The following is a 24,845-nucleotide window of genomic DNA, read 5'->3' on the forward strand; positions in this document are numbered from 1 at the left end:
CCATGTGGCGGGCTCGGGCGCACAGAAAAGGCAGGGCAGGAAAATTAATAACAGCGACGTTGATTCCGCCGTACTGCAATCAGCACTGGCCGCCGATCTGCATCGGGCCATGCTGGTTGCCAAAGTGCGCCAGGAAGCGGAAAAAGATTTACCCACCTTGACCAAGGCGGAACTTGCCGAACTGTTGTTCGAGCAAGTGGGTCTGAACAAGCGCGAAGCGAAGGATATGGTCGAGACCTTTTTCGATGAGATCCGCAATGCGCTCGAGCGTGGCGAGGCCGTCAAGTTGTCCGGTTTCGGCAATTTCCAACTGCGCGACAAGCCGCAGCGGCCGGGCCGCAATCCGAAGACGGGCGAAGAGATTCCCATTACCGCACGCCGTGTCGTGACCTTTCATGCGAGCCAGAAGCTGAAGAGCATGGTCGAAGAGACTAGTCCGCTGGCACGTGCTGCCTGAGTGAGTGGCGATGAACGAGCGCATCAGTAAAACCGAGTTGATCGCCTTGCCGCCCATTCCGGCGAAACGCTATTTCACGATCGGCGAGGTGAGCGAGTTGTGCGGCGTCAAACCGCACGTACTGCGCTACTGGGAGCAGGAGTTTTCCCAGCTCAAGCCGGTCAAACGACGTGGCAATCGTCGTTATTATCAGCACCACGAGGTGCTGCTGATACGTCGTATCCGCGAATTGCTGTATGAGCAAGGCTTTACCATCAGTGGTGCGCGCAACAAGCTCGATAGCCGTGGTGCATCGCATGCCATCCTTGATGAGTTGCCTGTGCTGCCGGCCATGCCCGTCGCGCCGCAGGAAGAGCCGCTGGACCGCGCGTGGATACGCAATGAATTAATTGCGATTTTAAACTTGCTAAAATAAGATTTGTACCAATATAGGTGGGGTTGTCCAATACGGGCTGACTATATTGTATGGGCTGGCTGCCCGGGCGCTGCCGGTAGCCTGCGGCGCGCCCTATTTTGAATATAATGTTAATGTTGCGTTTTTGTTAGTGACGCTAAGCCGGAGCAGCGTTCAGGTTCCGGTAGTCTTTCCCAGGCCAGGAAAATTTAAGGGGAAACAATGATACGCGTTGCCATTTGTGATGATCACCAAATAGTACGAGCTGGATTCAAGCAAATTTTTTCGTCGTCAAGCGATTTCAGTGTGGTGGCGGAAGCCGGTACGGGGCGTGAAGCGCTCGATATCGCCCGCCGCGAAATATGCGATGTATTGCTGCTCGATATCGCCATGCCCGATCAGAGCGGCATCGATACCTTGCGCACGATTCGCCAGGGCCAGCCGGAATTGCCCGTGCTGATACTCAGCGGCTATCCCGCGCAACAATACGCGCTGAACCTGTTCAAGATGGGCGCGAATGGCTATTTGAACAAGGAATGCGAAGCCGATGAGCTGATGACGGCCGTGCGCACCGTGTTCCAGGGGCGCCGCTACGTCAGTTCCACCGTGGGCGAGTTGTTGGCGCAGTCGTTCGACCGCGACACGAATGCCGCCCTGCATACAGAATTGTCGGACCGCGAATTCCAGGTCTTCCTGCGCCTGGCGCGTGGCGCCACCGTGTCCGATATCGGTGTGGCCTTGTCGCTGAGCATCAAGACGGTGAGTACTTACCGTACGCGCATCATGGAAAAAATGGGCTTGCAATCGAACAGCGACTTGACCTATTACGCAATGAAAAACAATTTGCTTGACTAGCGCTGCAGTGCGATCATGGAAACATGATCGCTCAGCCAGCTAGCCAGCACGATTTGTGCGGTGCAGCAGTCTGTGGCGAGGACTATAATTGGCCGGCGCCGGCGCTTTCTCCCGCGCCGAACCTTGCTAAGGATGCACATCAGGATGTATTTCACCGTTGAACCGGCCCCGAATCACCGCCTGCCCCTCTACAAGACGATACTGTGCGTGGCTTGCGCCTTGTTGCTTGTACTCAATGGTTTCAGTCTCTTCCATAATCTGCAATCGCTGAAGGGCACGAACGCCTTGCTCAGCCAGAGCGCCCGTGTGGCGGACCGCCTGCAGTATTTGAACGTGCTCGTGCTGGACGCGGAAAGCAGCTTGCGCGGCTATTTCATTTCCGGCTCCGAAACATATCTGGGGCCGTCGAAGACGGCTAACACCGAAATCGAAAACGAATTCAAGGAGTTGCAAACCTTGCTCGCAGGCAGTCCCACGCAGCTGAAAAACCTGGGCCAGCTGAAAAGCTTGATCCGTCGCAAGATGTCGATGCTGCAAGAGTCGATCGAGGTCTACAAGCAGGGCGGGCTGGCCGAAATCGTCAATATCTCGCGCGTGACCGATGATCGCGCCACCATGGACGAAATCCGACTGCAGGTGGTGATCATGACGCGCGAGCAGAATGAGGCACTGTCGTCCGGCAGTGCGGCTTTTTATCATGAGTACCAGAAAGCCGTGCTGCTTGGCATCGGTATCAATGCCCTGGCCATCCTCGTGCTGATCATGTTTTACCAGCTGGTGCGGCGCAGCTTCCAGAACCGCGCGGCCGTCGAGTATGCGCTGCAAAATGCCAACGACAACCTGGAATCGACAGTCAGCAAGCGCACGGAGCAGCTATCCGTGCTGTCGCGCCATTTGATCAGCGTCAATGAAGTGGAGAAGGCGCGCCTGGCGCGTGAGCTGCACGATGAACTGGGCGCCAATTTGACCTCGATCAGCATGGACCTGGGCGCCGTCACGCAGCAACTGGCCCACACGCGGCCGGAACTGGCCGCGCAATTGCGCCGCGCCAAGGCCACCTTGCTGGAAACGGTGGAACTGAAGCGCCGCATCGTCGAGGATTTGCGCCCCAGCCTGCTGGACAATCTGGGCCTGTGTGCCGCCATTGAAAGCTATTGCGAGGATTTTGCCCGCATGAGCTCTGTGCGCTGCGAAACGGACGTGGCCATCAATATCGACAACCGCGAAGCGACCCTGACGATCGCCCTGTTCCGCATCGTGCAGGAATCGCTGACGAATATCCTCAAGTATGCGCGCGCCGGCATGGTCAGCGTGACCTTGAAACGCAATGAACATGGCCTGGTGCTGCGCGTGACCGATGACGGCATCGGCATCACCGAAGATGCCCTGCAAAAACCCATGTCGCACGGCTTGCTGGGCATGCGCGAACGGGCCTTGCTGCTGGGCGGCACCCTGACTGTGCGCCAGGGGCCGGAAGGCAAGGGGACTTGTGTGGAAGCCGTGATTCCCTTGCCGCTGACGCCGGAACCGGAAGAGATCGACGAAGACGCCAGCGTTTGATGTTTCTGGATGCAAGAAAATGGCCGGGCATATAGCCCGGCCATTTTTTTGTTCATGCTGCCGTGTCAGCGGCCGTTTCGCATCAGCAGCGTGACACGTCGCGCAGCAAGCGGTCATATTCCGTCTTGGCGACCTTGTAGCATTCGCCCGCATAGCATTCCAGTCCGGCGCGGTCCAGCACGGTGATATTGCCACGGCGATAATGGATCAAGCCTTCTTCCTGCAGCTTGCCGGCGGCGGCCGTGATGCTTTCGCGGCGCACGCCCAGCATGATGGAAATGAGCTCTTGCGTCACTTTCAATTCGTTCGATGGTGAACGGTCCAGGCGGTCCAGCAGCCAGCGGCACAGTTTTTGCTCGATCGAGCTGTGGCGGCCACCAACGGCGTTTTGCGCCATTTGCGCAAACAAGGCGTTGGTATAGCGCATCAGCAACTGGGGCAGGGCGCCACCTTGGTTGAAGGCATCGCGCAAGCTTTGCGTTTTAAGGCGGTAGCCGTAGCCGGCGCTTTGCACGACAGCCGTGCACATGGCGCGCTCGCCTGCCAGCAGCGAGGCGCCAGCCACACCTTCATGGCCGACGACGGCGATTTCCGTGGTGGCGCCATCTTCCATGACATACAGCAGCGAAATGATGGCTGTAGTGGGGAAATAGCTGTATTCCAGGTTGTTACCGTAGGCATACAGTTCTTTGCCGAAAGGCAGTTCCACCAGTTCCAGGTCTTCGAACAGCGATTCGAGCGCGGCGCGCGGCAGGGCGGCCAGCAATTCATTTTGTTGTGCACTGCTGAGGCTAACCCGCGACGCAAGCTTGATTTCCCGTCCTGCCGCCGGCATGGCGCGCGGCAGCAACTGGTTCTTCTGGACCGGGGCGATAAGTTGAGTATGGCTCATAGTATTCCTCACAGGCTTTTTACATCGGAGTGCGACTGCCGCGTTGCTGGTCAAAAAAGCCGCCGACTCAAAGTGGTAACGACGTTTTTTTCGACCGCGCGCTGCAGATCGCGATGTAGCTACTTTAAAAGCTTATGTAAGTGGCGAACATAAGATTAGCAGTCGCCACTTTGTAGTCTCTTTTGAGGCGGATTTGTAGTCCTTGTCCTACGCGCACACTTTTGACTAGCTAGCCTTGCGCCGTTCTGCGCGATTTTGTGATATGACGCGTGGTTTATTGGCGCTCCGCAGGCCGGCCGGACGCACGCTGGGCAAGCCGTCGCGCATGGTCGCGGCGCTCGCCTGGCGCGCGCCAGGCACCTCGTGTTCACCCAGGCGGAAGCGGCTGACCGCCTGCGTCAGGGCCTCGCCTTCCTGGTGCAGGCGCTGCGAACCGGCGCGCGCCTCGTCGACCAGGCCTGCGTTCTGGCGCGTCATGTCGTCGATTTGTGCCAGCGCCTGGTTGATGCGGGCGATCTCGCCATTCTGCTCGGCGCCGGCGCTGCTGATGCGCCCGATCACCACGGCTACTTGCTGCACCGCATCGACGACTTGCCGCATGGTGCTGCCGGCGGCATTGACCAGGTCGCCACCCGCATCCACGGTGGCCACGGAATCGCCAATCAGGCGCTTGATTTCCAGCGCAGCCTCGTTCGAGCGCTGCGCCAGGCTGCGCACTTCGGAGGCCACGACGGCAAAGCCGCGCCCTTGCTCGCCCGCGCGCGCCGCTTCCACGGCCGCGTTCAGGGCCAGGATATTCGTCTGGAAGGCGATGCCGTTGATGACGCCGATGATGTCAACGATTTTGTGCGAGCTGGCCTTGATCGAGGCCATGGTCTCGACCACGGCGCCCACGCTCTGCCCGCCGCGCAGGGCCACGTCGGCCGCCGTGGCCACCAGGGTTCGCCCCTGTCCTACATGGGCTTCGTTGCGGCCCACGGTGGCCGTCAGCTCGCGCATCGAGTCCACGGTGGCGCCCAGCGCGTCCGCTTGCGTGGCCGTATGGCCGGACAGGGCAGCATTGCCCTGAGCGATATCGGCGCCTGCCGCCGCGATGACGGCCGCGCCGCCGCGGATTTCCTGCACCAGGGTGGCCAGGCCATGCGTCATGGCGCCGAAGTCGCGCACCAGGTCGCCGATTTCGTCGTGCGCCTGCGAAGTGATGCGTTGGGACAGGTCGCCCGCCGCCGCCGCGCCGACGGCCACGCGCAGTTGCGTCACGTCGCGCGCGAAGGCGGCGTAGAAGCCCGCGCACAGGTAGGCGGCGGCCAGCAGCACCAGCAGCATGGCCGCCAGGATCAGGCCGCGGCGCGCCTCGTCGCGGGCGATGCGCTGCGCCAGGAGGGTGTCCAGGGCGCTAGCGGAGGCACCGGACAGCGCCTGCAAGGCGTCGATGGCTTGCATGCCACCGGCGTGGAATTGCGCGCCCGAGGTCTGGTCGTAGGAATTCGTCACTTCATTTTTCGTGCGCTCGAGGAAGGCCAGCGCCGCAGGCACTGCTTTCAGCGCCCCTTGCAGACTGGTGCGTAATTCCGGCTTGGCAGCGATGATTTCGTCGAAGCGGGCCGGCAGGCGCTCCAGTTCGTGGCGCGCGATCAGCGCGTTGGCGTTGACGAGCTGATCTTCGTTCGCTTCGAACAGGCCCGTGTCGATGTAGGCGGCGCCGCGCCCGGCGATGTCGGACAGGCTCTCGGCCAGGTCGGGCAGGGTGGCGGTGAAGGCGGCGCTCAGGTGGTTGGCGCCTGCGTCCGGGTCCAGGCTCAGGTGCGAACGGTCGGCCACCAGCTGGCCCAGTTTGGCCGCCTGGCGCAGCAGCGCCGTGTGCGCCGCGTAGCTGTCGCGCGCCGCCAGGCCCGCCTGGCGGCCCAGCAGGGCTTGCCACTGCTTCGTCAGCTCGGCAGCCTGGGGCAGGCCTGCGCCTGCGGGCAAGCGCGCCAGGGAGGCCAGCGCGGCCGTGATGCGGGCATTCAGGGCCGAGTTGTCCATACCCGACTTGCCGTTCAGGCGCAAGTGCTCGAGGCCGCGCCGCTGCTGCAGCAGCCGCGTGCTTTCCTGCAGCTGGCGCACATAGGTCACGCCCCGCTGCGCATCCTGCGCCTGGGCCAGCGACTTGCCCAGCTCCGAGATCAGCAGGGTGGTCGCCAGCGCCAGCGGCAGCAGGAAGACCAGGCAGACAAGCATGAATTTGGGCAGCAGGCGCAAGCGCTGCATGAGTCGGATGGCGGGAGTGAGGAGGATTTTCATCGGGTTTCCAGGGTAGGGTTACAACATTTCTGCAGTGCAATGTTGCCTGCGGATTGTGACCCCTTGATGAAGTGGGTGATTTTGCTTTCCGCCACAGTGAAGCAGTTCACACGGAAGGGCGATCCTTCTGTAAAATTGAGGGTTTTTTGCGAGGGCCATATTATGGTCACCAATATGGCCAACGAGAACGACATCACTACCCCCGATTCCACTGACAATGCGGACAACGCCGCAGCGTCAGTCAGCAGCAAGGCGCCTGCCGTGATCGCGCGTGAAGTACAACGCCGCCGCACCTTCGGCATCATTTCCCACCCGGATGCGGGCAAGACCACCCTGACGGAAAAACTGCTGCTGTTCTCGGGCGCAATCCAGATGGCCGGTACCGTCAAGGCCCGTAAATCGGGGCGCCACGCGACATCGGACTGGATGGAGATCGAGAAGCAGCGCGGCATTTCCGTCGCATCCTCGGTGATGCAGTTCGAATTCCGCGACCACGTCGTCAACCTTCTCGACACCCCGGGCCACCAGGACTTCTCGGAAGATACCTACCGCGTGCTGACGGCAGTCGACTCGGCGCTGATGGTGATCGATGCGGCCAAGGGCGTGGAAGCGCAGACGATCAAGCTGCTGGCTGTCTGCCGCATGCGCAATACGCCCATCGTCACCTTCATGAACAAGATGGACCGCGAGACGCGCGATCCGCTGGACCTGCTCGACGAACTCGAATCGGTGCTGAAGATCCAGTGCGCGCCCGTCACCTGGCCTATCGGCATGGGCAAGAACTTCCGCGGCGTGTATCACCTGCTGAATGACGAGATCATGCTGTTCAAGGCCGGCGAAGAAAAAGCTGACGGCGCCTTCGAAATCATCAAGGGCATCGACAACCCTCGCCTGCAGGAGATGTTCCCGCTGGAGATGGATCAGTTGCGCATGGAAGTGGAGCTGGTGCACGGCGCGTCGAATCCGTTCAACCTGGAGGAATTCCTCTCCGGCGTGCAGACGCCCGTGTTCTTCGGTTCTGCCATCAACAACTTCGGCGTGCGCGAGATTCTCTCCGCGCTGGTCGACTGGGCGCCCGCACCGCGCGAGCGCGACGCGACCGTACGGTCGGTGGCGCCGTCCGAGCAGCCGTTTACCGGTTTCGTCTTCAAGATTCAGGCAAATATGGACCCGGCGCACCGCGACCGCATCGCCTTCTTGCGCGTGTGCTCTGGACGTTTCGAGCGCGGCATGAAGGTCAAGCACTTGCGCCTGGGGCGTGAGATCAAGGTATCGAACGTGGTGACCTTCATGGCGTCCTCGCGCGAACAGGTGGAAGAGGCATACGCGGGCGACATCATCGGCTTGCCGAACCACGGCAACATGCAGATCGGCGACAGTTTTTCCGAAGGCGAGATGCTGACCTTTACGGGCATTCCGTACTTTGCGCCAGACTTCTTCCGCTCCGTGCGCATCCGTAATCCCTTGAAAATCAAGCAGTTGCACAAGGGCTTGCAGCAGCTGGGCGAAGAGGGTGCGGTACAGGTCTTCAAGCCGGTGCAGGGCGGCGAACTGGTACTGGGCGCCGTCGGCGTGCTGCAGTTCGAAGTGGTGGCCAGCCGTTTGCTCAACGAGTATGGCGTCGATGCCGTGTTCGAGGGCACCAGCATCAGCAGCGCCCGCTGGGTCAGCTGCGACGACAAGCGCGTCCTGCAGGACTTCGAGAACGCACTGGGCCACAATGTGGCCTACGATGCGGCCGGCAACATGGCTTACCTGGCCACGTCGGGCGTCAACCTGCGCCTGACGGAAGAGCGCTGGCCGAAGCTGACGTTCCATGCGACGCGGGAACACTCGGCCAAGCTGGCTTGATGCATCTGCAGTAAGCTTGAGAGGCAGAACCAGCGGTTCTGCCTTTTTTTATGCCGTCATGACGGTGCGCGTACTCCAGTCGCGCCGCTCCAGCAGCAATGCCGTCAACTGCGCCGCCGTCATGGGGCGCGCAAAGAAAAAGCCCTGCACGTTGTCGCAGCCGGCCTTTCTTAAAAACTCCACCTGCTGCACCGTTTCCACGCCTTCGGCCACCACTTTCAGATGCAGGCTGTGCGCCATGGCGATGATGGCCGTGACGATGGCTTCGCCCTCGCCGGGCAGGTCGTGCACGAAGCTGCGGTCGATTTTCAATTGATCGATGGGCAGGCGCTTCAGGTACGACATCGAGGAATAGCCAGTGCCGAAATCGTCGATCGACAGGTGGATGCCCGTTTCCTGCAGGCGGCGCATCAGTTCCACGTTGGCGTGAATATTGTCCATCAAGACCCCTTCCGTGATTTCCAGCTCCAGCAAGCCATGCGGCAGTTGCGTCTCCTGCAGGATGGCGCGGATACCGTCCATCAGTCCTGGGTCGCGCGCCTGGCAGGCCGACAGGTTGACGGCCACGTGTTCGAGCGAATCGAGCAGGCCGGCCTTGCACCAGAGGGCCGCCTGGCGGCAGGCGCTTTGCAGCACCCAGTGCCCCAGTTCGACGATGATGCCACTTTCCTCGGCCACGGGAATGAATTCGCTGGGGCTGAGCTGCCCCATCTCGTGGCAATGCCAGCGTATCAGCGCTTCCACGCCGACGATGCGCCCGCTGCGCAAGTCGATTTGCGGCTGGTAGTGCAGATACAGTTCTTCGTTTTGCAGGGCCTTGCGCAGGTTTGCTTCCATGCGCAGGCGGCGCTGGGCGCGCAATTCCATTTCGGCCTTGAACACGGCGTAGCGGTTCTTGCCCTGGTGCTTGGCGTGGTACATGGCCGTGTCGGCATTGCGGGTCAGAGTGGCCACGTCCTGCGCGTCAAACGGATACAGGCTTACGCCGATGCTGGCGCTGACATACAGCTGGTGGCCTTCCAGTGCGAACGGCGGGGCCAGCACAGCGAGGATCTTGCGCGCCACGCTGGCCATTTCCGAGGCGTCGTCGGCCGGTTCGACGATGACGACGAATTCGTCGCCGCCGATGCGGCAGGTGATGTCGGTGCCGCGCAGGATCTCCACCAGGCGTTCGGCGACGAGTTTGAGCAGCTGGTCGCCGCAGTGGTGACCCAGCGTATCGTTGACCACCTTGAAGTTGTCGAGGTCCAGCAGCAGCAGTCCCACGCTGCTGTCCTGGCGGTCGGCGCGCGCCAGCGCGTAGGCCAGGGCGCCGTTGAATTCATGGCGGTTCGGCAGTTGCGTGACTGGGTCGACGTGGGCCAGGTAGTGCAAATGGCTTTCCGCTTGCTCGGCGGCGGTGCGCGTGCGCCGCACCATCAGGAGCGTCAGGCCGAAGGCACACAGGCAGACCAGCAGGGTGAAGGTGGCAAATTGCGCCAGGCTGCCAAACAGCGGCGCCAGGCTGGCGCGCAGATACAGTGCGCCGCCGCCGGGCAAGGTCTTGAGGAGGGCGGCGCTGCCGTCCAGGTAATCGATCTGCAGGCCGGTGCGCGGCGCCGTGGGCGCGGCGTCGCTGGCGCTGCGTGCGTAGCGGGCGAATGGCGTGCCATACGGACTGTAGAGCAGCGCTTGCTGGACATGCGGGACGGCGGCGAGGGGAGCGAGCAGCTGTTGCGCCGCAAGACGATCATCCCGGCGCATGGCTAGTGTCGCAGCAGGCGCCAGCATGTCGGCGTGGATGCGCAGGTTGCGCTGGAAAGATGCCTGGAGGGAAAACAACTGGAAGAGGATCAGCAGCATGCTGGCGGTGGCCAGCATGGCCGCTGCGGCCAGCAGATTCAGCCTGGCTATTCGGTCACCACGCAACTGCACCAAGGGCAGCATCAATGGCGCCATCATGACGCATTCTCCTGCCGGCCCCGCTTGCCGCCGCCCCGTGTGATCCCGCCTCGCCCTGCCATACTTTACGTTCCAGTCTGATGAAAACCGAAGTGAGCCGGAACTCTCAACGTGTTGTTAAGGCCGATATATTGTCATTTCGCAGCGTGAAAGTACAGGGTGCGCGGCAATTTAGTGGCCATGCCGCAGGCCGATGGCCGCATGCAAGGCGACAAGTCAGGCGGAAAATGCGGGGCGTGTCTTTCTAATAATAATGCAGACTGAATTTTAATCCTTTTTTTGCTGGTGGGTTTTTTCTCTTAAAAACATGCTGCAGGTAAACAAAATGTCATGAAGAATAACTTGATTGCCTCCTGTCATCTCAGCAGGGATTAATATTTTTGTCTGTATCGGGCATTGCAAGTCATTGATTTTAATAAATTTTAATGAAGAATGCGAGAACGCTATGGCCTTGCTCCGCGAGTTCGTCCATAATCCGCTGATGATGGACGTTCTGATGCTGTTTGTTTTGTCTGCCGCGGCCAAGTAAACTGCCGCCAGCAAAACCGGACGTCGCCCTAATGATCAATAGTGAGGATATCTTGGAAAAAAAACCAAAAATTATTTTGTCGTCACAAGACCTGGAACGACTGGAAGCGTTGTTGTATGCCTTGGGAAATAACTTGTCGCCGGACAAGGCCGCCTTGCTCGATGAGCTGGGCCGTGCCGAGGTGCTCGAGCCACAAGAAATACCGCCCACCGTCGTGACGATGAATTCCACCGTGCGCTTCACGGTGGAAAACAAGGAGGAATTCTGCCTGACGCTCGTGTATCCGAAGGATGTGGAAGGCCAGGCTGATCGCATTTCCGTGCTGGCGCCCGTCGGCAGCGCACTGCTGGGCTTATCCATCGGCGACAGCATCGCCTGGCCCATGCCGGGCGGCGTGGTGAAGGTGAAGATCGAGGAAATCGTTTATCAGCCTGAACGGGCCGGCGAATACCACCGTTAAGTCGTGATGGCGGACGGCGCCTGCCGTTCGCCTGTCTGGCCGTGTTTCCAATCATTAGCTATTGCGTTGCACGCGCACCACCAGCCATCCCGCCACGACGGTAAACGTGATGATAATGGCAACGATGATCCAGAAACCCTGCGGGTGCTGGGCCAGCGGAATCCCCCCCACATTCATGCCCAGCATGCCGGCGATAATATTGATCGGCAAGGCCAGCACGGTGACGATGGTCAGCACGAACAGGCTGCGGCTGTTTTCCTCGTTGACCCTGGCGGCAATCTCTTCCTGCAGCAGCTTGATGCGTTCCTGCAAGGACGACATGTCGCTGAGCACCACGGAAAATTCTTCCGTAGACTGGCGCAGTTCCAGGCTGTCCAGCTCAGATACCCACGCCGGCGGGCGTTGCAGCAGGCGGAACAGGGCTGCCGGTTCCGGCGCCAGCAGGCGCTGCAGCCGCACCAGCACGCGTCGCATGGCGCCCAGGTCTTCGCGCTTGGGCACCAGGCGACCCGCCAGCAAATGGTCTTCGATATCGTCGACCCGTGCCACGGCATCGCGCACGATGTTGACCAGCACGTCGGCCTGGTCGCGCAGCAGATGGATCAGCAGTTCCACCGACGAGCGGATCGGCTCGTGGTTCTTGATGACGGCCTGGCGCAGGCGCTCGATCGACTGCAGCGGCGCGCGGCGCGCCGTGATGACGAGGTTTTGCGCCACGCTGGCCCACATGGTGGAAATATCGGACGCTTCGAACGAGAAATTGTGCACCACATCGTTGACCACGGCGATCAGGGTGTTTTCCGCCTGTTCGATACGCGTGGAGCGGGAACCCTGGTGCAGGGTTTCATAAAATTCGTCGGCCAGCTGCGTATGCGTCATCAGCCATTTTTCGCTGGCCGCATGCGACAAATTGAAATGCAGCCAGACAAATTCCTGCGCCGGCCTGGCTGCGCCATCGGCCAGCCAGGCCAGCGCGGCCGTCGAATCGAGCGCCAGCGGCTGCGCCGCGCGGCCAAACAGGAAGCCCCAGACCAGGCCCGAGGTGTCCGAACCATAGGTGAAACCGGCAGTTTCCATCGCCATCGTGAATCTTTCTCGTGCAGTGTGATTGATCGTCGCGCGATTTTAATACACGGATATGTCCGGAAAATGACAAGGCCACCGCGATGGGTGGCCTTGGTGGGAACTACTGCCGCGTATTAGCTGCGGTTCGGGTTGTTCGGACGCCGGTCGTCGCGGTTCGGTACCCCATCGCCGTCGCGGTCGTGGCGATTGCCATTGTCGCGGTCATAGCGGTTGGGGATGCCGTCGCGGTCGCGGTCGCCGTTCGGCCCGCGTGGCGACCAGCGGCCTTGCTCCATCTGCCAGCGGCCATCGCGCTGGTTCCAGGCGGGCGGCGCATACACATAGCCGGGGCGTTCGGCGATCCACACGCCTGGCGTCCAGGCGTAGCGCTGGCCGCGCCATTCCCAGTGGCCGGGCGCCCAGATGTAGCCGTGGCGCGCGCGCGGGATGGCTTCGCGGCGCGGTGGCGGCGGGGCGATGCGGATCTCGTCATAGCGCACGGGCTGCACTTGCGCGGCGACCCAGCCGCCACGGTCCAGGCGCCAGCGGTTGTTCTCTTGTATCCAGGCGGCCCGGCGGTACTCGTTGCCGCCGCGTTCGCGCAGCCATTCGCCGCTGTTCCACACATGGCGCTGGCCATCCCAGTTCCAGTAGCCCGGTGCCCAGACATAGCCGGCACGCGGAGCTGGCGCGCTTTCAAAGCGTGGGGGAGGCGGGGCGTTGCCGACGACAATGCTGACGCCGAGCTGATTCTGTGCCATGGCCTGCACGGGCAAAAAGGCCGCGGCGCTGATGGCAAGCATGGCTGCTGCGTAGAGTGTGATGGGTTTCATGGTGTTCTCCATTTCGGTGATTGCATGAAATGGACTATAGGCGCTTGCTGGCGGTTTTTCGCCTTTGATTCAACTTATTACAATTGACACAATAATGTGTGTCCGTGTATCCGTGGCAGATACAAATGGCGGCCTGACGCGTTGGCTAGCCGTGGGGCGCCAGGCGGCGTGGAGTCAGCATGGATGCTTCACATGGTGCTGGCGGTGGCGTTGCCCAGCAAGGCTTGCCGTTCCTCGATCAGCGAGATTTTCTTTTCCTGTTCCGTCAGGCGCTTGGCGCTCACCACGACCACGGGGATGGCGCCGGCTTGCGTCGCAGCGGCTGTTTTCGTGGCCGTTGGCTGGGCGAAGCTGGCATAGCTGGCGCCGCAGGCGATGGCGACGGCGACGGTAAAGATGGCTTCCATGTTTTTCAAGGCTTTCATGATCGTTCCTTTCTGGTGGCGGGTGGGTATGTCTGCACTGTAGCCATGCGCGCGCCCATGCGCCATACGGATGCGACCAGCCGTGGTTTTGGCGGGATGGCCTGCAAAAAAACGGCGCTGAAATGCCTGCGCCCGGTACTGGGGGCGACCGCTTGAATTGAGGCCTAATTCGCCCTGTATCCCTAGATATGAATGCAATTGCCCTATGGCATTATTTGACACTGCACAGTGTTGTGCGCCTGTTGTGAGCCGCGTCGCGCACACATGGCGCGTGCCAGGTGCTGCGCCAGCTGTCCTGCTAGAATCGGCATGGCAGCGGTGTTGCACATACTTGTGCACACAATCATTCTCATCAGGAGTCACACATGTTCCAATTGTTTGGTTTTGGCGGCGCCCGCTGCCCGCGCTGCGAGCACAAGAACGGCGCTGCCGCCGGCTATTGCGCGCATTGCGGCTTGTCGCTGGGCGCCCCCGACAGCGACGCGGTGCTGCACGCCAATCAGTGGCATCTTGCCGATGGGCAACTGGCCCTGTTCTTCGGCGTGCGCGAACTGTCCTCGCTGTTCGGCGGCGCGGCGCGCCGCCTGCAGGTGCCCGCCGAGTCGCGTGCCTGGATCGTGCAATCGGACGCTTTCACCTTGATACCAGCCGGCGACTACGATAGCGCCACCTTCTTTGCGCGCCTGCCTGCGCTGCTGCCGGCGCGTCCGGCGGAAGTGCTGATTGCGCGCGCCGACGCCGTCAGCCTGGAATTCGACCTGCCCGGCCTGGCCAGCACGGAGTTGCTGAACGTCGCCGCATCCCTGCACGTAGATATCGCGCTGGGCCAGCCCGATGCGTTCGCGCGCCAGTTCATGCGCGCGCCGGGCGCCGTCACGCGCGCCCACCTGCACGCCTTGCTGCTGCCGTCCGTGCGCCAGATTGCGCTGGAATTCATCGGCAGCCGCGCGTTGCGCGAAATGGACGCGAATGCCGACTTGCGGCCCGAATTGAACGAACGCCTGCAATCGGCCCTGACCCAACGCCTGGCGCCCAGCGGCCTGGCCGTGGCGCGCGTGGACACCCTCAGCCTGCGGCACGACAAGCGCGAGGGCAACGGCGACGCAGCCATCGGCACCCTGTGGCTGGGCGGCTTGCCGGCGCAGGAACTGGAACAGCACAGTCTGGAGCGCATGAAGCAGCTCGACCAGCTGTATGACGAGGAAGAGTGGCAGCGCATTCGCCGCGAAGAACTGGCGGCGCGCCATGCGCACCGGCGCGCCGAGCTGCAGCAGGATGCGACGGTGGAAAAGGCGGAGCTGGGCTACCAGGAAGCGGAGCGCCTGCAAGCGCTGCGCGGGCGCCAGATCGACCTGTATGGCCGCATCCTGGAAGCGAAATCGCGGCGCCAGGCGCTCGACCATGGCGCCGCGCTGGCGCTGGGGGAGCTGGAACAGGAACTGGCGCAAAAGGGCGCGCAGCGCGCCGATGAAGCGGCCAACTGGGAACACGTGCGCGCGCTGGCCACCATCAAGATGCGCAGCGAGCTGGAACTGTCGCAACTGCATGGGCGCGAGCAAATCCAGCTGGCGCAGCAGCGCTTTACCCATCAAGTCCACTTGCAGTCGATCGCGCAGCAAATTGAAAGCGCGCTGCTGATCGACGACGAGACCGGGCGCCGCACCCAGCTGGCGCGCCTGCGCCAGGCCGAAGCGGATGCGGCGCAGCGCGAGGCGCAGCTGGAGGCGGAGCAGCACCAGGCAGCCTGGCAGGGCTTGATGCTGGCGAATGCGGCGCGCAAGCGCGAGGCCGAGCGGGTGCAGGAGTGGGAAGACCAGATGCAGCTGGCGCGCCAGCGCGAGCTGCTGCGCGCCGAGGCGCACAAGGATGAAGCGGCCCAGGTGCAGGCGGCAGAAATCGCGGAAAAAGTGGCGGTGCTGCGGCGCGGCGGCGCGCGCGAGGACGCCATCGCGCAGCAGGAAAAGCTGCTGCGCACCATCGAGGCCGATGGCGTGCACGCACGCCAGTTGCAGCAGCAAACACAGCTGGCGCAGCTCGACGCGCTGGCCATCGAGGAACAGCGCCAGCAGCTGCGCCAGCTGGAGCAGGAAGCGCAATGGCAGCGCGATCTGCTGGCCATGGCGCAGCAGCGCGAAAGCGACTACGCGCGCTGGAAGGGCGAATATGAAGCCTTGCTGGCGCAACAGGCGCATGCCGCCGAACTGGCGCGCATCGACATCGATCGCATCGAGAAAATCGGCACGCTGAGCGACACGGGCAAGGTGGCCATGGCCGCCGGGCAGAATGCGGCCGCGCTGGCGCAAGTGCTGAAGGTACAGTTGCAGGCGGGCATGAGCGCCGAGCAGATCCACGCGCTGGCTGCGCTGGCGGCGGCCGAGAACAGCGTCGCGCCGCTGGATGCCATGCGCATGGCGCAGGACAGCGTGGCGCAGGAGCGCAGCTACCTGGAAGGCCAGGCGGAGCGTGAACGGCGCCAGCAGTTGGACCTGATCAACTTGCACAACGCTGCGCACGCGCATGGCCTGTCGGCGCAGGCGCAGCTGGGCGTGGCCGTGGCCCAGGCGCTGCAGCCAGGTGCCGCCGCTGCCGCGCCGGCACGCTGCAAGAACGGCCATGCGCAGCGCGCGGGCCATCCGGAAGATAAATTCTGCGCCACCTGCGGCGTCGCCCTGCAGCCTTGATGGAAGCGTTTCACCCCAGATGATGCAAAAAGCACGAGACAAACTGCGGGAACTGCGCGCCCTTCACGACGACGGGCTGCTCAGCGAGCAGGAATTTGAACGCCGCAAGAACGCCATCCTTGACGCCGAGTACGCGCCGCCGGGCGCCGCGCCCGCGCCTCTGCCCGTGCGCCAGGGTACGGAACTGGGCTTCATGACGGGCCAGGAAATCGGCCCGCAAAACCGCCGCTACCGGCTCGAACGGCTTATTGGCACGGGCGGCATGGGGCAGGTGTGGCAAGCCACCGACCTGGCTACGCACGCGGAGCTGGGCAGCAGCGAAATGGTGGCGCTGAAGATCTTGCCGGCGCAGCTGACGCAGAGCGCCACGCATGCCAAGCTGCTGATCGAGGAAGCCACCCAGGCGCGCAAACTCGCGCATGAAAACATCGTGCGCGTCTATGAGTGGGCGCAAGACCCGGCCACGGCCAGCTATTTCATCATCATGGAATGCCTCGATGGAGAAGACCTCGAGCACTATCTTGGGCGCCAGGGCACGCTGCCTCTGTCGACCGTGCAGCAATTGCTGCAGCCGGTAGCCGATGCCTTGTCGTATGCGTGGGAAAAGCACAAGCTGGTGCACCGCGACATCAAGCCGGGGAATGTCTTCCTGACGGCGAAAGGCGACATCAAGCTGCTCGATTACGGCATCGCTACACGCGTGCGCAATGCGGACAGCAGCCTGGCGCTGGAAACGCCGAATGCGGGCACGCACGGTTATCGGGCGCCCGAGGCAGGCGCCAATCAGCGCCAGCCCAGCCCGCGCCTGGATGTCTATGCGGTGGCCGTGATGATTTATCAGATGCTCGAAGGGCGCATGCCGTTCGACGATGCGCGCAGCGCCAGCCATTTGCCGTCGTCACCGCAGTCGCTCAATGCAGCGCAGTGGCAGGTGCTGCAGAACGGCTTTTCCTTGATGGCGGAGTTGCGGCCGCACTCCGTGCAAGCCTTGCTGGAAGGGCTGGAGCGCGCCGCCGGACCGTCGCCTGAAGAACTGGCGGAACAGGCGCGCCAGCAGCAGGCGCGGGCGGCGCAGCAGCAAAAGCAGGCGGCGCTGGCCGCCGAACAGGCCCGCGAAGCGGCGCTGAAGGAAGCGCGCGCGCGCCAGGAAGAACTGGACCAGCGGCGCAAGGCGGAAATCCAGGCCGCTGCGCTGGAAAAGCAGCGGCAGGACAAACTGCGCCGCGAGCAGGAGGCGCAGCGCCATTTCGAAGCCGAAGAGGCGCGCAAGCTGCGCAAGGAAGCGCTGCGCGGCCAGTTGCGCGCGCGCCGCGAAGCTGATGCCGCCACCGCCTTGCAGGAACACCAGGAATTGCAGCGCAAGGCCATCGTCGCCAAGGCGGAGGCGGCCTATCGCGCCGAGCAGGAACGCGCGCGCAGGGAAGAGGCCAGCCGCGCCGCCGCCGCATCTGTCCCGGCGCCGGCATCCGTGCCGGCAGCAGAAACGGAACACGTGGCACCGGTGGCCAATGCCGAAGGCATCTTGCGCGATGATTTCCTCGATGGCCCGGGGCAGGGGCCGGAACTGGTGCTCATTCCCAGCGGCCGCTTCCAGATGGGTGCGCACGAGACGGAACACAAGGCCGCCATCCAGGCAGGCTCGCAGCAGGCCTGGCTCGAGCGCGAGACGCCGCAGCACTGGGTCGGCATCGAGCGTCCGTTCGCGCTGGCGCGCCATCCCGTCAGCGTGGGAGAATGGCGCGCCTTTGTGCAAGCGACGCAATGGGCGGGCGGTTCCGAAACGGACTGGGACAATCCTGGGTTCGTGCAGAACGACCAGCACCCGGTGGTGGGCGTGAGCTGGAATGACGCGCAGCTGTACCTGGCGTGGCTGAGCGAGCGCACGGGCCGGCAGTACCGCTTGCCCAGCGAAGCCGAATGGGAATACGCCTGCCGCGCCGGCACGCGCACCGCCTTCAACGTGGGCGACACGATCAGCACCGAGCAAGCCAACTACGATGGCCTGTATGTCTACAACGGCGGCCCGCGCGGTGTGTACCGGGGCGGCACCAGCCCGTTGGGCAGTTTCGCGCCGAATTCCTGGGGCTTGTTCGACATGCATGGCAATGTGTGGGAATGGGTGCAGGACGTGGTGCACGACAATTACGAAGGCGCGCCCGTCGATGGCAGCGCGTGGGAAGAGGGCAGCGACAGCAGCCGGCGCATCCTGCGCGGCGGCTCCTGGCTGTACCACCCGCGCTACCTGCGCTCGGCCGTGCGCAATAGCTTTTCCACCGTGCTGTCGAACGACATCGTGGGCTTCCGGGTGGCGCGCACGCTCGACTAATTAATTGTCAAAAGTGTCATCTTGACGGATACTTCATGCATCTTAACTGCGCTGGAGTATCCGTGTTCAAGAACCGCCTGCTGTCCATCCTCTTCGTTTGCCTGCCCATGCCTGCCCTTGCCGGCGACTTGCCTGCCTACCCCTTCATCCATGCGACGGGCACGGCCTACAGTTTCATCATGCCGGACCTGGGCGAGATCGACTTCGACGTCAGCGTCTACGACCCCGTGCCGGAGGTGGCCACGGCCCTCGTGCAGACGCGCATCACGGAAATCAAGGCGCTGTTGCTGGAGCAAGGCCTGGCCGAGGCGGCGGCAGGCATCGAGGTGCGCGACGTACGCAAGGAAATCCGCAAGGGCGCCGAGCAGGACCCGGCCAATCCGCAGTACCTGATCAAGGCCAGCGTGCATATCAACGTGGCGGATCTGTCAAAGTGGCCCGCCGTCATGCGCCCGCTGCTGGCCATGCCCAATCTCGATGCGTTTGCCACCACCTTCGGCGCCACGCAGCGCGTCCGCCTGGAGGAGGAACTGGTGGGCGAGGCCGTCAAGGATGCGCAGCGCAAGGCCGACGCGATGGCGCGCGGCTTCGGCAAGCGGGCGGGCGCCGTGGCAGGCATCTCGTCGGACCAGCTGAAAAACCTGGGTAATGCGGTGGGCCTGGTGCCGTCCGATCGTTACCAGCGCGCCAACAGTCGCGCGCAGAAAAATCCCGACGACATGCTGATCGTCACCAGCCTGAAGATGGCGCAGACGGTCGACGCCGTGTTCCGCATCAAATAGCCAGGCGCCCCGGGAGCGGGCTGCGCAAAGCGGGCAAACGGTGTAAATTGTGGCTTTCCAAACGCACCAAGGAACGCCATGACCATCAAAGCCATCCGCGACCAGTCGCAACCCATGCGCCACATCGTGCACGTGCGCGATCACATCATCTCCGCCGACGCCTCGATAGAGGAAGGTGGCGGCGATGCAGGCCCGTCTCCGCACGACCTGTACGACGCAGCCCTGTCGGCCTGCAAGGCGCTCACGGTGGTCTGGTACGCCAGGCACAAGGGCATCCCCCTGGAACACGTGGAAGTGTCGACCGAGCGCGATGCCAGCGAAGAGCGCAAGGGCGTGTACCGCCTGGCCGCCACCCTGCACCTGACCGGTGACTTGAGCGACGCGCAGCGCCAGGAATTGCTGGCCGCAGCCGGCAAATGCCCGCTGCACAAGCTGATGACGGCTGTGACCACCGAAGTGACGACGGTGCTGGCATGAGCGCGGCCATCCTGAAAAGCCACGAAAAGGACCTCGGGGGCGGCTTTGTCGTGCGGCGCTTGCTGCCTTCTGCAGTAAAACAGGCCGTCGGCCCCTTCATTTTCTTTGACCATTTCGGCCCCATCGACGTGGCGCCGGACGCCAACCACGACGTGCGCCCCCATCCGCATATTGGCCTGGCCACCGTCACCTATCTCTTCGAAGGCGCGATCGACCACCGTGACAGCATAGGGTCTTATCAGCGCATCGAACCGGGCGCCATCAACTGGATGACGGCCGGGCGCGGCATCGTGCATTCCGAGCGCACGCCGCACGACCTGGCGGGACAACCGCACCGTACCCACGGCTTGCAACTGTGGGCCGCGCTGCCGAAGGCGCATGAAGAGGATGAACCGAGTTTCACGCACACGCCGCAGGCCGACATTCCCGTCGTGCCGCTCGATGGCGCCATCGTGAAAGTGTTGATTGGCACGGCGTTTGGCAAGACCTCGCCCGTGCGCACCTATATGCAGACCTTGTACCTGGACGTGGCGCTGCAGGCGGGCAAGGCGCTGCGCCTGGAGGGCTTGCCGGCGGAAGCGGCGATTTACCCGATCAGCGGGGACGTGCTGGTCGATGGCGTGGCGCTGCTGCCGCACACCATGGCCTTGCTGGAGGAGGGCAAGGTGCCTGTCGTGACGGCAGGCAGCGGCCCGGTGCAGTTTGTTGTCATCGGCGGTGAGCCGCTGGACGGCCACCGCTTCCTGTTCTGGAATTTCGTCTCATCGAGCAAGGAGCGCTTGTCGCAGGCGGCCGACGACTGGAGCGCCCAGCGCATGGGGCAGGTGCCGGGCGAGACGGAATTCATTCCGCTGCCGAAGGCGCCATTGCGGCCTTCGGCATAGGCATTTCGTTTAGAAACGCGCGCGCAAGGTCAGTTGCGCCTTGCGCGGTTCGCCATAGAAATTGCCCCACGCAGGCGCGCTCACCGTCTGGTAGTAGCGCTTGTCGAGCAAGTTCGTCACGGACAGCGCCGCCGTCCAGTTGCGGTCGATCTGGTAGGCGGCGCGCGCGCTCCACAAGGCGTACGCGCCTTGCGCCACCTTCACGTCGCGCGTGGTGCGCGAGCTCTCCGTCTGGAAGTTCACGCCGCCACCCACGCTCCACTTCTGCAAGGCGCCGGACAGGCGGTAGTCGCTCCACGCGCGCAGCATGTGGCGCGGCGAGTAGGTGCTGGCGAACATCACGCCCACAATCGAGGTCTGGTCCAGGTATTTGAAGTTGTTCAAGGTGTAGCCGGCGAACAGCTGCCAGCCCGGCGCCACTTCGCCGCTGATTTCCGCGTCGAGGCCTTCGCTGCGCACCTTGCCCGTCGAGAAATAGCACTCCGTGCCGCTGGTACAGATATTGACCAGATCAGCCTCGGCGCGGTTGCGCTGCTCGATGCGGAACAGCGCCAGCGAGGTATTGACCTTGCCGTTGAACAGTTCACCTTTCACGCCCACTTCCAGGTTGCGCCCTTTGAGCGGGTCGAGCAAGGCGCCATCGGCCGTGCGCTGGTTTTGCGGCTGGAAGATGTCGGAGACGCTGGCGTAGCCGGACCAGTCCTTGTCGAATGCGTAGATCACGCCGCCATACGGCGTGACGACGCCGTTTTCGCGGTAGGGGTCGAGATACACCTCGCCCGTGTCGCGGTACACGCTGCTCGATTTGTAGTTCGACACGCGCGCGCCGGCCACCACGGTGAGCGGGTCGCTGACGCTGAAACGGGCCACGCCATACGCGCCCGTCTGCGTCATGGTCGTCAGGCTGTGAGCACCGCCATAGCGATTTTCGCGAAGCCAGGCATCGCTCGGTTCCGCTACGCCGTGATTGGGTTGCAGGGCGCTATTGGGCAGCTTCATCATGGCCAGGCTGTAATCGCTGTCGTTTTCCAGCCGGTTCGTGCTGATGCCCGCGCTGAAGCCGTGGCGGCGGCCAAAGGCGTTGAATTTGCCATCGAGCGACAAGTCGACACCCTTGTTGGTGGTGCCATAGTCGAACACGCCGGCGTACATCATCATGCCGGCCAGGGTGGCGGGGTTGAGCGCACCCAGGTTGAACATGTATTTCACGTCATGCTGTTCGCGCGTGTAGTTGGCGCTGGCTTTCAGCGACCAGTCGGCATCGAAACGGTGCTCGAATTCGGCGAAGGCGGCCGTCTGGCGGCTGTCCCACCGGTTCCAATCGGCGCCGAGGTAGGTCGAGCGGGGCAGTTTCGGGTCGCTGCCGTCGAGGTAGCGGGGCATGCCGGAGAAAAACGGGGTCGAGTGCAGTTTTTCGTAGCTGGCGCCCGTCGTCAGCTTGCTGCCCGGCGCCAGGTCGAATTCCAGCACGCCGTACAGTACGTCGGTGCGGCTGTTGGCCACGTCATAAAAATAATCGCGCTGGTCGTGCGCAGCCACGACGCGGCCGCGGATGCTGCCCGACTCGTTCAAGGGGCCGGTGACGTCGACTTCGCCGCGCACGTCGTTCCAGCGGCCCGCGCTGAGCGCAAGTTGCGTCTGTTTTTCCGCCAGCGGGCGCTTGCGCACCATGTTGATGGCGGCGCCCGGCGAACCCGTGCCCTGCAGCAGTCCCGTGGCGCCGCGCACGATTTCCACGCGATCCAGCAGGGCGGTATTGCTGGTAAAGCTGTTCGCCTGCGGGTAGTACATGGCGCGGTTGACGCCATCGAACTGGTAGGTCTCGACCATGAAACCGCGTGAATACACATAGCGTCCGCCCATGGGGCTATCGTACATGGTGATGCCGGTGGTATTGGCCAGCACGGCGTCAATGGTGCTGAGGTTCTGGTCGTCCATTTTCTGCCGCGTGACGACGCTGACGGACTGGGGAATTTCGCGCAGGGTCTGCACGCCCTTGCCGACGGTGACGGCGCGCGCCGCGTACGAGCTGCTGTGCTCACTGACGGGGTCGCGCTCCATGCTGGCGCTGACCATCACGGGCGCCATGGTCTTTTCTACGCCAGCCTCCGAGGTGGAGGATGGCGCCGCCTGGCGCAGCACGTAGGCGCCGTTCGGCAGCTGCACCGCTTCCATGCCGCTGCCGGCCAGCACCTGGGAAAAGCCTTGGGCTACGTTGAAGCTGCCGCGCACGCCGGGCGAGCGCAGGCCGCGCGTCTGCGCGGGATCGGTCGACAGGCTGACGCCGGCGGCGACGGCAAAATCGTTGAGGGCAGTGGCCAGCGGGCCGGCGGGCACGGCGTAGGGTTGCGGTGCTGCGGCGGCAGCCTGGCCTTGCGCCAGGGCGGGTGCGGCGATGAAGGCGGCGGGGGCGGCGCAAGCCATGGTGAGGACGGCCAGGCGGATGGCGCGCGCGGCGGGATGGAGGACGGGGGTGGTCAGCTGCATGCTCGGTCTTTCTGCTCAGGGTGTGGTCAATGGAGGATGAATCGGCTACTTATCTATGAAGCCGAAGCAGCGCATCGAAACACCAACCCCTTGCGCAAAAAGGCTGAAAATAATTATGCGGGCCTGGCCGCCACCGTGGCCCAGTAGCGTGTGAAGTAGGTCACTTGCAGCCCGTGCGAGGCGCACAGGCTTTCCAGCACGGCGTCGATATCGTCGAGGCGGTAGGTGCCCGTGACGGGCCGCCGCGCCACCTTGGCGTCGCATGCGAGGCGCCCGCGCCGGTAGCGCGCCAGTTCCCGCACCAGTTGTTGCAGGGGCCAGTCGGCGGCCACCAGCATGCCGCGCAGCCAGCTGTCCTGGTGCGCTTGCGTGGCCTGCACATTATCCGCGCCAGTTTCGCCAAAGCGTAGCTGCTGACCCGCTTCCAGGCGCCACACGGCGTCCGGTCGTGCAGCGCAGCGCACTTCTACGGCGTGCTCGAAGACGCTGACGGTGCTGCCATCGGCGTCGCAGCGTATGCCGAAGCGCGTGCCCAGCGCGCGGATCACGCCGTGCCGGGTGTCGACCAGGAAGGGGCGCGGATCGGGCGCCGTCGTGATCATGATTTCGCCATGGTGCAGGCGGATGCGGCGCTGCGTGGCGTTGTAGGCGACATCCAGGGCGCTATCCGTATTGACCTCCAGGCGCCCGCCATCGGCCAAGGTGACGTGGCGGCGCTGGCCCGGCGCCGTGCGCAAGGACGCCGTCAGGGCTTGCCATGGGCCCGACTGCAGGCCTGCCTGGCCCAGCGCGATGCCGCTGCCGGCCGCCACCAGCAGCGCGAGTATCTTGGCGGCCGCGCGCCGGCGTTGCTGCGCCGCCTGCAGCGCGGGCAGGGCGAGGCTGGCGGGTATCGTGCCCAGCTGGCCATCCATGCGCTGCAGCAGTTCCCAGGCCCGTTCATGCTCGGCGCTGGCGTCGCGCCATGCCTGCAGCGCTGCCGGGTCGGCGCTGCCGCATTGGAGTTCCACATGCCAGTGGGCGGCGGCGGCCAGCACTTTGCGGGGGATTGGGGCTGAATGCGGGGCGGAAGGGGAAAACATCAGCCGGCCGCCAGCAGCAGGCATTCCGTGTAGGCGCGCACCAGGTGTTTCTTGACGGTCGGCAGGGATATGCCGAGGCGCCGGCTGATGTCCACATAGCTGAGTTCCTCGATTTGCGCCAGCAGGAAGATGGCCCGCGTGCGCGCGCCCAGACTGTCGAGCAGGCGGTCGATGGCGAGCAGGGTTTCAATGATGATGGCATGCGATTCGGCGCACATCGATACCGGTTCGGCCTGCTGGGCCAGCGCTTCCAGGTAGGCGTGCTCCAGCGCCTGGCGCCGGTAGCGGTCGATCAGCAAGCCGCGCGCAATCGTCGCCAGGTAGCCGCGCGGCTCGCGCAGGGGCACCGCATCGCGCTTGCCCAGCAGGCGCAAAAAGGTGTCCTGCGCCAGGTCGGCCGCCTCGGCGCGATTGCCCAACTTGCCGCGCAGCCAGCCATACAGCCAGCCATGGTGCTCGCTGTACAGGGTGCTCAGGTGGCTGGCATGGGTGGGGCTGACGGTACTCACTGCGTTCTCCAGGCAAGGGAAGAGCTGGGCTGACGGAACGCGGTGTGCCGGCTGGCTGGGCTTTTTGAGAAT

The 24,845-nt window shown here is 63.5% G+C and carries 20 protein-coding genes; 11 read left to right on the plus strand and 9 right to left on the minus strand.

What is annotated here, in order from left to right:
- Window positions 1–109 precede the first annotated feature (109 nt).
- From ACQ4WZ_RS05525 to ACQ4WZ_RS05540, 4 genes are all read left to right on the plus strand, one after another.
- The gene (locus ACQ4WZ_RS05525; RefSeq protein WP_010399205.1) at window positions 110–457 is read left to right on the plus strand and encodes an integration host factor subunit alpha; all 348 of its coding nucleotides are present in this window, start codon (window positions 110–112) and stop codon (window positions 455–457) included.
- A gap of 10 nt (window positions 458–467) precedes the next feature.
- Window positions 468–872, plus strand: coding sequence for a MerR family transcriptional regulator (locus tag ACQ4WZ_RS05530; RefSeq protein ID WP_133990499.1), 405 nt, complete (start codon window positions 468–470; stop codon window positions 870–872).
- 201 nt (window positions 873–1,073) lie between these two features.
- A complete protein-coding gene (locus tag ACQ4WZ_RS05535) occupies window positions 1,074–1,706 on the plus strand; it encodes a response regulator (protein ID WP_034783185.1) in 633 nt (210 codons plus the stop codon).
- A 144-nt stretch (window positions 1,707–1,850) separates the two neighbouring features.
- On the plus strand, window positions 1,851–3,266 hold the full coding sequence (locus ACQ4WZ_RS05540; protein WP_101481817.1) for a sensor histidine kinase: 1,416 nt from the start codon (window positions 1,851–1,853) through the stop codon (window positions 3,264–3,266).
- A gap of 82 nt (window positions 3,267–3,348) precedes the next feature.
- On the opposite strand, the gene ACQ4WZ_RS05545 is transcribed toward ACQ4WZ_RS05540, so the two are convergent.
- Window positions 3,349–4,158, minus strand: a complete 810-nt coding sequence (locus ACQ4WZ_RS05545) for a Crp/Fnr family transcriptional regulator (RefSeq protein WP_034783188.1) — start codon at window positions 4,156–4,158, stop codon at window positions 3,349–3,351.
- Window positions 4,159–4,383: 225 nt separating this feature from the next.
- Window positions 4,384–6,441 carry a methyl-accepting chemotaxis protein gene (locus tag ACQ4WZ_RS05550; protein WP_436572757.1) on the minus strand — a complete coding sequence of 686 codons (2,058 nt, stop codon included), beginning with the start codon at window positions 6,439–6,441 and terminating at the stop codon, window positions 4,384–4,386.
- A 174-nt stretch (window positions 6,442–6,615) separates the two neighbouring features.
- Between ACQ4WZ_RS05550 and ACQ4WZ_RS05555 the strand changes: the two genes are divergently transcribed.
- Window positions 6,616–8,292, plus strand: coding sequence for a peptide chain release factor 3 (locus ACQ4WZ_RS05555; RefSeq protein WP_101484606.1), 1,677 nt, complete (start codon window positions 6,616–6,618; stop codon window positions 8,290–8,292).
- A gap of 48 nt (window positions 8,293–8,340) precedes the next feature.
- Here ACQ4WZ_RS05555 and ACQ4WZ_RS05560 read toward each other — a convergent pair whose 3' ends face one another.
- Entirely contained in the window at window positions 8,341–10,233 is a 1,893-nt protein-coding gene (locus ACQ4WZ_RS05560) for a putative bifunctional diguanylate cyclase/phosphodiesterase (protein WP_436572758.1), read from the minus strand.
- Between the two features lie 581 nt (window positions 10,234–10,814).
- Here ACQ4WZ_RS05560 and rnk point away from each other — a divergent pair.
- On the plus strand, window positions 10,815–11,222 hold the full coding sequence (rnk, locus tag ACQ4WZ_RS05565; protein ID WP_166674740.1) for a nucleoside diphosphate kinase regulator: 408 nt from the start codon (window positions 10,815–10,817) through the stop codon (window positions 11,220–11,222).
- A 54-nt stretch (window positions 11,223–11,276) separates the two neighbouring features.
- Here rnk and ACQ4WZ_RS05570 read toward each other — a convergent pair whose 3' ends face one another.
- From ACQ4WZ_RS05570 to ACQ4WZ_RS05580, 3 genes are all read right to left on the minus strand, one after another.
- Entirely contained in the window at window positions 11,277–12,305 is a 1,029-nt protein-coding gene (locus tag ACQ4WZ_RS05570) for a transporter (protein ID WP_436572759.1), read from the minus strand.
- Between the two features lie 116 nt (window positions 12,306–12,421).
- Entirely contained in the window at window positions 12,422–13,120 is a 699-nt protein-coding gene (locus ACQ4WZ_RS05575; protein WP_243858018.1) for a YXWGXW repeat-containing protein, read from the minus strand.
- Between the two features lie 188 nt (window positions 13,121–13,308).
- Window positions 13,309–13,545, minus strand: coding sequence for a hypothetical protein (locus ACQ4WZ_RS05580; protein ID WP_133990507.1), 237 nt, complete (start codon window positions 13,543–13,545; stop codon window positions 13,309–13,311).
- 365 nt (window positions 13,546–13,910) lie between these two features.
- On the opposite strand from ACQ4WZ_RS05580, the gene ACQ4WZ_RS05585 reads away from it, so the two are divergent.
- From ACQ4WZ_RS05585 to ACQ4WZ_RS05605, 5 genes are all read left to right on the plus strand, one after another.
- Window positions 13,911–16,226, plus strand: a complete 2,316-nt coding sequence (locus ACQ4WZ_RS05585) for a coiled-coil domain-containing protein (protein ID WP_436572760.1) — start codon at window positions 13,911–13,913, stop codon at window positions 16,224–16,226.
- A gap of 19 nt (window positions 16,227–16,245) precedes the next feature.
- Entirely contained in the window at window positions 16,246–18,552 is a 2,307-nt protein-coding gene (locus ACQ4WZ_RS05590) for an SUMF1/EgtB/PvdO family nonheme iron enzyme (RefSeq protein WP_436572761.1), read from the plus strand.
- Between the two features lie 62 nt (window positions 18,553–18,614).
- Window positions 18,615–19,334: an SIMPL domain-containing protein gene (locus ACQ4WZ_RS05595; protein WP_243858019.1), complete on the plus strand. Its 720-nt coding sequence runs from the start codon at window positions 18,615–18,617 to the stop codon at window positions 19,332–19,334.
- Between the two features lie 78 nt (window positions 19,335–19,412).
- On the plus strand, window positions 19,413–19,811 hold the full coding sequence (locus ACQ4WZ_RS05600; protein ID WP_101481810.1) for an OsmC family protein: 399 nt from the start codon (window positions 19,413–19,415) through the stop codon (window positions 19,809–19,811).
- Entirely contained in the window at window positions 19,808–20,695 is an 888-nt protein-coding gene (locus ACQ4WZ_RS05605) for a pirin family protein (protein WP_133990513.1), read from the plus strand. The genes ACQ4WZ_RS05600 and ACQ4WZ_RS05605 overlap by 4 nt, the downstream gene beginning before the upstream one ends.
- Window positions 20,696–20,704: 9 nt before the next feature.
- Here ACQ4WZ_RS05605 and ACQ4WZ_RS05610 read toward each other — a convergent pair whose 3' ends face one another.
- The 3 genes from ACQ4WZ_RS05610 to ACQ4WZ_RS05620 form a co-directional block, all read right to left on the minus strand.
- Window positions 20,705–23,182 carry a TonB-dependent siderophore receptor gene (locus ACQ4WZ_RS05610; protein WP_436572762.1) on the minus strand — a complete coding sequence of 826 codons (2,478 nt, stop codon included), beginning with the start codon at window positions 23,180–23,182 and terminating at the stop codon, window positions 20,705–20,707.
- 113 nt (window positions 23,183–23,295) lie between these two features.
- Window positions 23,296–24,264: a FecR domain-containing protein gene (locus tag ACQ4WZ_RS05615; RefSeq protein ID WP_436572763.1), complete on the minus strand. Its 969-nt coding sequence runs from the start codon at window positions 24,262–24,264 to the stop codon at window positions 23,296–23,298.
- Window positions 24,264–24,773 (minus strand): sigma-70 family RNA polymerase sigma factor, encoded by a 510-nt coding sequence (locus ACQ4WZ_RS05620; protein ID WP_436572764.1) that lies wholly within the window; start codon window positions 24,771–24,773, stop codon window positions 24,264–24,266. The genes ACQ4WZ_RS05615 and ACQ4WZ_RS05620 overlap by 1 nt, the downstream gene beginning before the upstream one ends.
- Between the last annotated feature and the right edge of the window lie 72 nt (window positions 24,774–24,845).

The organism is Janthinobacterium darwini, assembly GCF_051380905.1.
Lineage (GTDB): Bacteria > Pseudomonadota > Gammaproteobacteria > Burkholderiales > Burkholderiaceae_D > Janthinobacterium.